11 protein-coding genes are annotated in these 10,644 nt (G+C 34.7%); 3 read left to right on the top strand and 8 right to left on the bottom strand.

Annotation, left to right across the window (positions count from 1 at the left end; all coding sequences use genetic code 11):
* Nucleotides 1-793 (top strand): cyclase family protein (locus E1171_RS16055; RefSeq protein ID WP_222931523.1); only part of this gene is annotated, 793 nt, incomplete at its 5' end.
* A gap of 313 nt (nt 794-1,106) precedes the next feature.
* Here E1171_RS16055 and E1171_RS16060 read toward each other — a convergent pair.
* Nucleotides 1,107-1,661 (bottom strand): NUMOD4 domain-containing protein, encoded by a 555-nt coding sequence (locus E1171_RS16060; RefSeq protein ID WP_155207068.1) that lies wholly within the window; start codon nt 1,659-1,661, stop codon nt 1,107-1,109.
* Nucleotides 1,662-2,487: 826 nt separating this feature from the next.
* Between E1171_RS16060 and E1171_RS16065 the strand changes: the two genes are divergently transcribed.
* Nucleotides 2,488-3,354: an AraC family transcriptional regulator gene (locus E1171_RS16065; RefSeq protein WP_155207069.1), complete on the top strand. Its 867-nt coding sequence runs from the start codon at nt 2,488-2,490 to the stop codon at nt 3,352-3,354.
* 583 nt (nt 3,355-3,937) lie between these two features.
* Here E1171_RS16065 and E1171_RS16070 read toward each other — a convergent pair.
* From E1171_RS16070 to E1171_RS16100, 7 genes are all read right to left on the bottom strand, one after another.
* Complete coding sequence (locus E1171_RS16070) at nt 3,938-4,657, bottom strand: septal ring lytic transglycosylase RlpA family protein (protein WP_343031421.1); 720 nt, start codon at nt 4,655-4,657, stop codon at nt 3,938-3,940.
* 90 nt (nt 4,658-4,747) lie between these two features.
* Nucleotides 4,748-6,295 (bottom strand): polyamine aminopropyltransferase, encoded by a 1,548-nt coding sequence (locus tag E1171_RS16075; RefSeq protein WP_155207070.1) that lies wholly within the window; start codon nt 6,293-6,295, stop codon nt 4,748-4,750.
* Between the two features lie 77 nt (nt 6,296-6,372).
* Nucleotides 6,373-7,227 carry a DUF350 domain-containing protein gene (locus E1171_RS16080; protein WP_155207071.1) on the bottom strand — a complete coding sequence of 285 codons (855 nt, stop codon included), beginning with the start codon at nt 7,225-7,227 and terminating at the stop codon, nt 6,373-6,375.
* Nucleotides 7,228-7,340: 113 nt separating this feature from the next.
* Nucleotides 7,341-8,120, bottom strand: coding sequence for a hypothetical protein (locus E1171_RS16085; protein ID WP_155207072.1), 780 nt, complete (start codon nt 8,118-8,120; stop codon nt 7,341-7,343).
* Between the two features lie 128 nt (nt 8,121-8,248).
* On the bottom strand, nt 8,249-8,818 hold the full coding sequence (locus E1171_RS16090) for a DUF4178 domain-containing protein (RefSeq protein ID WP_155207073.1): 570 nt from the start codon (nt 8,816-8,818) through the stop codon (nt 8,249-8,251).
* A gap of 237 nt (nt 8,819-9,055) precedes the next feature.
* Nucleotides 9,056-9,775 (bottom strand): PspA/IM30 family protein, encoded by a 720-nt coding sequence (locus E1171_RS16095; RefSeq protein ID WP_155207074.1) that lies wholly within the window; start codon nt 9,773-9,775, stop codon nt 9,056-9,058.
* A gap of 13 nt (nt 9,776-9,788) precedes the next feature.
* The gene (locus E1171_RS16100) at nt 9,789-10,181 is read right to left on the bottom strand and encodes a YbjN domain-containing protein (RefSeq protein WP_155207075.1); all 393 of its coding nucleotides are present in this window, start codon (nt 10,179-10,181) and stop codon (nt 9,789-9,791) included.
* A gap of 314 nt (nt 10,182-10,495) precedes the next feature.
* Between E1171_RS16100 and E1171_RS24970 the strand changes: the two genes are divergently transcribed.
* Nucleotides 10,496-10,644 (top strand): helix-turn-helix domain-containing protein (locus tag E1171_RS24970; protein ID WP_155207076.1); only part of this gene is annotated, 149 nt, incomplete at its 3' end.

Consider the following 10,644-nt stretch of genomic DNA (forward strand, 5'->3'; position numbering starts at 1 on the left):
GATAAAAAGAACCACTCTTATTATTTTAACCTTTTTCACCGTTTCATGTATGCCAAAAAATAAAATTGATTCGGTGGAACAATGGATTGATTTAACCCATCCACTAGATAAAAATACTCTCTTTTGGCCCACTTCCCAACCCTTTAAATTAGATACAGTGTTTGAAGGTCAAACCGAAAAAGACTATTACTATTCTGCCTACAATTTTTGCATGGCAGAACATGGTGGAACTCATATAGATGCCCCTGTTCATTTTGCCGAAGGAAAAAACTCTATAGACCAAATTCCAATAGAGCAACTCATAGGAAATGCAATAGTAATTGATGTATCCCTCCAAAGCTCAAAGGACCCTGATTATCTGGTAAGTACAGCAGATTTTCAAAACTGGGAAATTGAAAATGGTGAGATCCCAAAAAACAGCATTGTCATCATTAACACCGGATATCACCAATATTGGCCTGATCCCCTTCGCTATATGGGAACAAATAAAAAAGGTGAGGAAGGAGTACAAGAACTACATTTTCCAGGCCTTTCCCCTAAGGCTGCTGATTGGCTAGTCAAAAAGAAAATCAAAGCGATAGGAATAGATACTCCCAGCATTGATTTTGGCCAATCCAATCTATACCAGAGTCATCGGACATTATTTGAAGCCAATATCCCAGCTTTTGAAAATGTAGGAAACTTAAATTCCCTTCCCTTGAAAGACTTTATGATTTATGCTTTTCCAATAAAAATAAGTGGAGGAAGTGGAGGACCGGTCCGGATACTTGCTAAAATAAAAAGTACCCGATAAAACAAAAACAGGAAACTTCTTCTGGCATAAAAAATAGTTATCGAATAAACATTTATCCATATTTTATAAGATTAGACGCGATAAATCGCGTCTAAATCAAAACTCAAGCCAATTAAAATGGTACAGAAATACTGACCAGGATCCTCATAAGCTTAGTCCCCTGTTCATCTGAACTAAACGCTTATCTATTTTTACAACAAACAGGAAACTCATTTTCTATTCCCTAGAAGAATTATTCTTTTCAAGTGCAAAAGAAAGCACAAAGGATATCATTAAAGTCCCATTTACAAATTAAAATCTCTTAGAAATAGCATCAATCAATCGTTACATGGCCCCAATTTTCACCTGATCGGATTCGATTTAACTGAGTATGAGTAATACCAAACCTCTTAGCAATCATACTTAGGCGGGTTTTTTGACTTTTCAGCAATTTTTTAATCACCTTTACATCATTTTCTGTCAATTTATAACCTGTCACTCTTTTTTTAAGCACCAAAGGATTTTTATTGTTGTGAGCGATTAATTCCTCCTCGGTAGCCCACTTAAGATTGTAAACCGCATTATTTTGCTTGTCATAATCCAGGTGAATGACATAATGTTGGTCTTTTTTACTCTTTTTTATAAACGCCTCTGCAACCAACCGATGAATATAATGCTGTTGGGTAACCACCCGATTTTCCTTATCTCTAAATCTTACCATCATGGATTTATATCCACTGATGTTTGACCCCTTTATTATCCGGCCTTCTTTGTCTTTTGCATAACTTTTGACTCTGCCCATATTGGACACCTCATATTTGCTGTGAGAAAGGTTGGTCTGAAAGTCTATCTCTACCCACCGCTCCCGTTTAAATTTGCTTTCTACCATAAGAAAATGTCTCTTGAAATTATAATTATATTGGAGTTATATTATCTCAATTTTATGAGGGACCCAAATATAGCAACATTGTTAATTATTTGTAAACTACTAGTCCCGATTTTATATTGAACTGGATTAAAAACTATTACTAATTCATTTTAAGGGAATTAGAGAGTATTGAATGATAAAACTAATTTAAAGAATAAAACATAGAAATTTCCATTTTTTTTTAAAAATTTCAAGCCCCCCTTTTTGACACCCTTAAAATAACTCATAAAATGAGTATGTAATATTATAAATTAAATCAAACTTATTCCGTTTTAACACCCTACCTATTACCCTAAAGTTAAATGTAAGAATAAAAGCAGGAATAAATATTTTCTCAAAGAGAAACAGTAAATACCAAAATTCCCCATCCTCACTTTTAGGGTATGGGTAAAAAAGGAATTCTCAACGGTCGGTGTATATTTTTAATCCCAAAAAATGTAACGAAATTTCAAATAAAATTGTTTAGCCTGGGGGTTTTAAAACTCCTAACCTAAAACAAGACACTTAAACCAAGTACCCATTTGGTCTCCAAAATATAAAGTATTTTACTGCAAAAAATGATCCAATTAATCCATCCCCCAATTAAAAAATCCAGAGGACAAATATTAATTTTTATTATCACAACAACAAAAAAGTCAAATTACGTTTTTTTCCCCTCCTAGTTGACAAAAAAAGGTCAATTTAAACCATTAAAACACAAAAACACTCTTAATTAATCCATGAAAGCCTGTTACTTATAGAAAAATAATGTTATTTTGGCATTAATAGAAAAAAAATTAGGGGCAAAATGAGTAAACCTTTATTTTTTAAAGTACCGGACTCAAAGGAAGTTTCCTTTAGAGTACAATATGATGACCTTGATTATTTTTACAGTCCTCTTCATTTGCATCCCGAAATTCAACTTTCTTTAATTTTGGAAAGTGAAGGAACGAGCTTTATTGGAGAAAGTATTCGACCATTTTCAGAGGGTGACCTATTATTAATTGGCCCCAACCTTCCGCACGTTTTTAGAAATGATAAATCATATTACCAAAAAGGTTCGGAAAAAAGAGCCCGTGCTATTTCAATATTTTTTAAACAAGAAGCCTTCGGTCCAAATTTCTTTAGTCTACCTGAAACCCAAAAAATTGGAACCCTTCTAAGTGCTTCCACCCGTGGGATTGAAATAATGGGAGAGGCCCGTAACAAGATTTCTTACATTCTTAATCATTTTAGAGATTATAGTAACTTAGATCGTTTCTTACAGTTGATAAAAATTCTAGATATTATTTCTCATTCTTCTGATTTAGCCTATTTATCTAGCTACAAACACCAAGAACCTTTAAAGGATGTCGATAACCAAAAAATCGAACAAATTTTCGATTTTGTTACTAAAAATTTTGATCAAGAAATCAGATTAGAAGAAGTTGCCTCTCTGGCAAATATGAGTATAACCACCTTTTGCCGTTTTTTTAAACAAAGGACCCAAAAAACCTTCACTTTATTTTTAAATGAAATTCGGATAGGACATGCCTGTAGACTCTTAAAAGAAGAACAATACAATATATCCCAAATTTGTTATGAATGTGGATTTAATAACATCTCCAATTTTAACAGAAAATTCAAAGAAATTACAGGACATACTCCTAAACAATACAGAAAAAAGTTCGTATAAAAATGGTTTTAGCATTGAAAAACCTTTTTTTAGTGAGGCTGAATAGTAAAAATTAAGGAAGCCAATTTTTCCTTTCCTACACGTATGACACCTCCACTTATAAAGGGGATAAAATGAAAACTTAAATGTTTTTCAACCTTTCAACGTCAACCTTCTGTGAACCTCACTTATCTCTTTTGTATGGAAAATACGATTACTTTTTAATTCAGTAAGCAATCATGCCTCCCATGCCATTGAAAATTAATGCTCCAGAAACAATCCTATGGAATCAGGAAATTCATCAAGAAATTGATTGGCTCTCAACCTGAAGAGATTAATAACCAATAGCAGCAAAAATAATTAAAGTATTCTTTACGATGGACTAATTCCAAAGTTTATACCTTTCTTCTTTCTTCAATAGTTTTGAAATCATGAGAGCCTCTCATAATGGCCTAATAACGGCCTGGGTAAAGTGAAAATCACCAATAGCTTTTGATCCTTTAAGATCCTAAGCCCGAGCAAATTTCCAACACCCTTGCTAACCTTAATACCTTTATTTATGACTAGAATTTCTATGCTGTAACAAATAAAAGCATCTTCTAATTTATTCTTCTACTTGGATTGAAGGTTTTATACGAGGAGTTAATTTTACGGTTGAAAAACTATTCTTTAATTCTTGTGCAAGAAGATCCCCCTTTTCTCTAGTGGCTATATCAATAATCTTTAATTCAAATCGCTTTTGTTCTGATGAAATTCGGCTTATAACAAACTTGTTCCCAGGAAACTTCTGTAAAAGCTGCTTTCTCAACCGCTTTGCCTTTTTGAGTTTTCTAAAACTTACCAAATACAGATCATAGACAATTTGGCCATTAGAAAGCTTTTTCATATTGGAGCTTTCCTTTGGTTTATTTAACATCTTTACTAAATTAGAATTTCTGGGTTTCTTTGAATTTCCTCCCCAAATTTCCAACCTTACTTTTATTAGCCCTGCTGAAATTCCTCCTAATTTCATCATAGCGGTTGATGATAAATCAATAATACGGCCTTTCACAAAAGGCCCACGATCATTAATTCGAACAACCACCGATTTCTTATTCTTTAAATTGGTTACTTTCACTTGCGTTCCAAAGGGAAGGGTACGATGAGCAGCAGTGAATGCCGCATTAGAAAAGCGCTCACCATTAGCCGTTAATCTACCTTCAAACTTATTGGCGTAATAGGAAGCCAAACCAGTTTGAGGCTCTTTCAACTGACAAAAGGTAGAAATAGAAATAAAAATACAGAGAAAGGAAATGGGAATACGTTTGGAAAAGAATCTTATCACAGAAAAAAAAATTTTGAAATCCTATTTGGGAATTCCCAATGCTACTTCATGAACTAAGATCATCCTTGCAATTACCGTGCTAATTTTTCTTTAATATAAATCCCAATTTCCGTTTCGGTAATACCGATGTAGCACAGGATCATGCACTCGATTTACGGAAACACTATCAAAAGCTTTAGGGTAAATATTCTTTCCAAAAGAAGTCATTAAAAGCATAGCCTCTTGGTTGATCCATTGGGTAGGAACATTTTCAATACTTAATTTCTGCAATCGTGACTTTAAAGCTGTTGCCCCACCAGATTTTGATCCAAGTATCCAGCCCCATTCTCCTAAAGTTAATACTTGGTTATGTAGAGGAACAGTGGAAAACCCAGCAAACTGCATGCTTTTTTCAATACATTTAAAGGCCTCTGTAGCATAATATGGACTTCCTGCCTGAGTGATTATTTTTCCATGGGGACGTAATTGTTGACGACAAAGTTCATAGAATTCTACAGAGTACATTCTACTAAGTTCCACAGTTTTTGGATCAGGTAAATCAATGATAATGGCATCATAATAATTTTTTGTTTGCTCCAAAAAATGGTAAGCATCCTCGTTGACGATCTTCACCTTGGGGTTATTTAAAGAGCCCTTATTTAAACTCAACAAAATATCATTGGTTTGCCCCAAATTTGTCATGGCAGGATCAAGGTCCACCAGGTCAATTTCCTCCACCGATGGATATTTTAATATTTCCCGTACGGCGCAACCATCTCCACCTCCCAATACCAATACATTTTTAGGTTGTTGCAAAAGGGACATTACGGGATGAACCAGTGGTTCATGGTACATCACTTCATCCAATGAACTGAGTTGCTCATTCCCATTCAAAAATAACCAATAGTCATCTTTCCATTGAGTAATCACAATTCGCTGGTAACGAGTTTGCTCTGTATAAACCACCTTATCTTTATAACGCTTTTGCTCCCCATGAAGGACAATAGGTTTGGCAAAAACGGCCCCTGTAATCAATAACCCGACTAAGAATGAAGCAATTAGGCCACATTGCCATTTGTAACCAATGGTCAAGTGCCCCCATAACATACGAAGGATTAGTAAAGCAACCAAAAGATTTATCCCACCTAAAAGAAATGGGGTATAAGTTAAGCCCAATATGGGTAACCCCACAAATGCGAAAAATATTCCTCCCACCAGACTTCCCCAGTAGTCCTTTTCCAATACCGAAGACACATTCATCCTTAATTCTTCAAAAGAATCATTTAATCGGATCACCAAAGGAATCTCCATTCCAATTAATAATCCTATCACAATACTCAACCCATAAATAATAAAGCCAACATAAGAAAAATACGCTGCCCCCGTATAGGTAAAAAGTGAGGAAAATGAAGATAAAAAGGAAAGAAGAAATTCAATCAAAATAAATTTCAACAACAAGTTGTCTCTAAAATATTGTGAAATTCTACTTCCCATTCCCATGGAAAATAGCATTACAGAAATAATCATCGCCCACTGAAAGGCTGAATCTCCTAAAAAATAAAAAGCTAGAGTTGACAAGGTGTATTCCGCAACAATTCCCGCAAGCCCTGTAGCAAACAGCGCCAATTTCAATATATTCGATTTGACTATTGCATTCATCTCTTCAAATAAAAAAATGCCAAAAAACAATAAAAGCTTCCCAAGAGAAGCTTTTAGAAAATTTAGATTTTAATCATTTAAGCCAAACTCCAGCATATTAAAACGGAACTACCTATGTAGGCAAAAGCCTCAATAAGTCCAGCTCCAACATTAGGATGTTCTTGGTTTATAATCTCATCCGTTAAATTTCTACCCGGTAAAAAAATCTTATCGGCAATTAGCCTAGCAATAGGTAAAAATATTAGACCAATTCCAGCATCAAGAAACACATCTTGTGCTGCATATTCCCAACTTATAAAATCATGGGCCAAGGCAAACCGGATTAAATTAGCAATGGCGATTAGGGCACCAGCAAACCCAACTCCTGCAGCAACGTTATCTCTTTCAATATGTTCGTGAACATCATAAGGAGTTATCAAATTATAAATAAAGGAAGTAAGTAAAAGTATCAGCTGACCAACGGCCCAATAAACCACAGCTACTAATACTCCCCCACCTTCCCCTGAAATTGCACCAAAAATAATTAACCCGGTGGAAATTGCCATGGCTCCCTCTACAACTCCAGAACCGACATTGCGATCGTGAACAATCTCCTTATAAACTGAAAATTTACTCAGGATAACTTTATCGTTAAAAACCACAGAAAGATTCAGTAAAATTACTCCCAACACCCCATAAATAAACAGGTCAATCAATTCATTTACTAAATCTCCTGATTCACCTATTGCTCCCCCTCCTAGGGCAATCAGCAACCCAACTAGGTAACCGGTGAAAGCCACTGCAAAAGCAAAATTATCTTTCTCCACCAGCTCTTCCTGAACCTTAATATTTTTATTAAATAATTGATAAATCCACTTTCCAAATAAGAGTAAAATAAAACAACTAATCAGATAAATTATAGAAGAAAGGCTATTGTCAATAATTTGATTCATAGTTTATAAATGTGGTTTTGAACAATTTTGTAGGTAATTCCAAACTTAATGTTAAAGCAATACTAATATTGAATAACATTTATTCTCAATTCCTAATCAAAAGTTAGAAAACATTATTTCCCAAACCCTCCTCCTCGGGAACGGAAGCCAGAACTTTTATATCGAGAACTAGATCTACTTGTTCTGCTACTTCGAGTGGAAGATCTTGAAGTGCTACGTGGACTTCGAGAGACTCTGCTATTCACCCGACTTTTAAAACTACTACTTGAAGGGTTCCTACTCCATCGGGAAGAAGTGGACCGGCTGGAGTTAAATCGACTATTTGTCCCATAAAAAGCACCAGCGCCCCCACTTGAGGGACCGTAATAAGAACGGCCATATCCTCTGTAATTTGTCCTATAGTCATTCCAGTAAGAGAAACGGGCAGGATATGTTAACATATTAAACATACTGCTCATAAAAGCGTATTTCCCATAAAACTCCCAAAAAGAGCCACCATCTCGCTGCACCCATTGCCCGTATTGGGGATTACCAACATAATTGGAAAAACCTGGAGGACTGACTTCTTTCGTCAATTTACCATCTTTTTTGCTGGCTATTTCCATTCCCATGTTGTCTATATTCCTGCGAAAAAAATCAGGACTTACCTCCATCCAATCCGTCATAACTTCCTTGGGCCCACCATCCTTTTCTACTATTACCTGATATTGATGCTTGTAGGTTTTAAAAAATGCTCCTTCAACGTCCATATCATGCAATAGTATGGTGAAAGTATCATCCTTGCTCATGTCTCGGATCAAGTTATCCAAGGGACTTTTTTCAAATTGATTTCCTCCACAAGAAACCATCAATAACAATAAGAAAGGCAAGACAAAAAATCTGTGTATTTTCATAAACTTTCCGAAGAATTATATGCAAAGAAATTACATTTTAAATCTAAAAAAAACATTCCTTTCAACTTTCCCCAATAAAAGCAAGGAATTATTTCCTATTAAAAATAGAACAATCAGTTTCCATTCATTTAAACTATTTCAGATGAGGAAGGCAAAATATTGGAAAAACTAAACTCCCCTACTACTTTTCCATATGAAGCCTCAAATTCTCTTTCCCCCCATTGTTCCACTGATAAAACTAACTTTTCAGTGCTATCATAATATTCCCATGAGATCATTTCACACCAATCTTCATCCTTATCTCCAGGATTTTCAAAATCTCGAAAATAACCTGGACTTTCTTTATCCAAGAAGTAAGTTTTTCCCTCAAAAATCAACTTTTTAGGAGGTTGCTCATGTTGGGCAATATATTCGGGTAAATCCTCATCAAGGTTTCTGATTTTAATTTTCTTACTGATAGTAAGATAAATTTCATCATCTTCGGACAAATGTAGATAAACCACTTCATCACCAGAGTCTAACTTAAATTCTCTACTAAAGAAATTATTCCCCCAATCATATTCAAACTCGGCTTTTACTTCCCAAGTTTTCAAATCATAATCTAATACAAACCCTTTCCGAAGATCACGAATGGTGATATTAGAAGGGTCATATTCCGGCTCTTTCTTTTTTTTCTTAAAAAAATCAAAAACTCCCATATTTTTCGGAAAAATATAAATTTAACATGGCTTCAGTTCTCCCTGATGACTTTCTCATCTATTATGAAGAAGTGACACATGGGAGCCTCTTACCAATTTCTTTGATACAGCCCTATATCAAGCTTATTTACGAATTAAGAAATTAGGAGCAAGGTCATAAAAACAGCCTTACAAGAATAGACCCACTATGGGCTACAAATCCCTTATTATTCTTAATTCGTAATTACTTTCTATTGTTTAATTATTGGAAGAAGGAGTATTCATCCCCAATTTTGCTTTTAAAGCATCCAAATCAGATGTAGCTTTTGAAGGAGAGGAACCAAGCACTTTGTCAATTTCCTCATCTACAGAACGACTTTCATTGGCAATGTCACCATAAGATTCAGCAAGGGCTTCTTCCTGAGCAACTTTATCTTTCATCTTCTCTAACATGGAAACTGTTGAAGATGAATCAATTTGTGCCATTTGCTTATTAAATTTTTTAGTGGCAGAGCTTACCTTCACACGAGCTTTTAGTGTTTTTAATTCATTCTCCCACTTGCTCAAATTGGATCGAAGCTTTTTAACATTGGCCTCCAACTGGTCAACATTTTTTTCAAACTGCTGCTTTTCAGAAGAAGCCCTATCAGCATGTTGTTGGTTTTCTTCCTTTTTAGTTAAAGCTTCACCAGCCAAACGATCAGCATCTTCAGCGGGAATTTCACCTTTTTGAGCTTTTTGTAATAAAAGAATAGCCTTTTGCTCATATTCCTTTGCAGCTTTGCTGTAATTATTATGATCGTTTCTAGCACGAATTACCATTGCTTTCACCTCGGCTAATGCCTGCAAACTTTGATCAAGATCTTTCTTCATATCCCGAATTCCTTGTTCGGTCATTTTTATGGGATCTTCTAATTTATCTATAGCCGAATGGGCTTCTGCCTGCCCTATTTTAAATAATCTACTAAAGAAGTTCATAATCAATTTTATTTTAATTTTTTGAGAAACTAATTAATTCCTGAGAATATTCTGTCAACAGGAGTGCCAATGAATTAAAAGTACCTTCCAATTCATTGATATCAAGATTGGCGATTTGTAGGGTGTCTCTAAAAATAACTCTTTTCCCTGAATCATCGATCACAAAAGCACCATGTATAATATCTCTGTTCTTTTGCAAAAGGGATTTATAAATCTCCATGGAATCAGTATTAATTTGAAAAAGGAACTGCTCCATAATTAAGATGGGATCCGCACATCCAATTACCAAATTTTTTATCCCATTATCTTCATGCTCCACCACAAATACCCCATCTTCGGCATTCTCAGAGGTAATGCGATAATCTAAGTCTACTAAGTATTCTTTAACTTTTTGAAAATGGTCCATAACTTATCAATTGTTTATTTATTTCATTTGGAATTAAAATACTCTTTTTCTTTACATGCCCCCCTAAGGATAAATCCAATTTCTGATCCCAAAAAAGATGCCGATCCTTATTATTACGAAGGGGATTTACTTTGGGAGAAGAAAATTAAAAAAATATATTAAATTCCAATTCCTAAAAGACGAACAATTTCAAAAATTAGGGCGGTTTTGTAATATTGGTGTAATTTAGCATTTCACTTTTGTTGGTTGATTGATAAAGCAAACATACTAAATTTTTTAGTATTGCTCAAAATTTTAGCACAATTATTTTTTTTATGTCATATATTGGAAAGAATATACGAAAAATACGATCCGTAAAAAAACTTAGCCAGGCGGCATTTGCACAGTTATTTGATCTAGGAAGAGCAACTGTAGGTGCTTACGAAGAAGGAAGAGCAGAGCCTAAAATTGACACCATCATTCA

It is taken from the genome of Xanthovirga aplysinae (genome assembly GCF_009711365.1).
Taxonomy (GTDB): Bacteria; Bacteroidota; Bacteroidia; order Cytophagales; family Cyclobacteriaceae; genus Xanthovirga; species Xanthovirga aplysinae.

Bases quoted from the DNA above. Each gene is read 5' to 3' on its own strand.
- E1171_RS16085 (WP_155207072.1), bottom strand. From the start codon at position 8,120: ATGAAAATACACAGATTTTTTGTCTTGCCTTTCTTATTGTTATTGATG.
- E1171_RS16095 (WP_155207074.1), bottom strand. From the start codon at position 9,775: ATGAACTTCTTTAGTAGATTATTTAAAATAGGGCAGGCAGAAGCCCAT.
- E1171_RS16065 (WP_155207069.1), top strand. From the start codon at position 2,488: ATGAGTAAACCTTTATTTTTTAAAGTACCGGACTCAAAGGAAGTTTCC.
- E1171_RS16075 (WP_155207070.1), bottom strand. From the start codon at position 6,295: ATGAATGCAATAGTCAAATCGAATATATTGAAATTGGCGCTGTTTGCT.
- E1171_RS16100 (WP_155207075.1), bottom strand. From the start codon at position 10,181: ATGGACCATTTTCAAAAAGTTAAAGAATACTTAGTAGACTTAGATTAT.
- E1171_RS16090 (WP_155207073.1), bottom strand. From the start codon at position 8,818: ATGGGAGTTTTTGATTTTTTTAAGAAAAAAAAGAAAGAGCCGGAATAT.
- E1171_RS16060 (WP_155207068.1), bottom strand. From the start codon at position 1,661: ATGGTAGAAAGCAAATTTAAACGGGAGCGGTGGGTAGAGATAGACTTT.
- E1171_RS16080 (WP_155207071.1), bottom strand. From the start codon at position 7,227: ATGAATCAAATTATTGACAATAGCCTTTCTTCTATAATTTATCTGATT.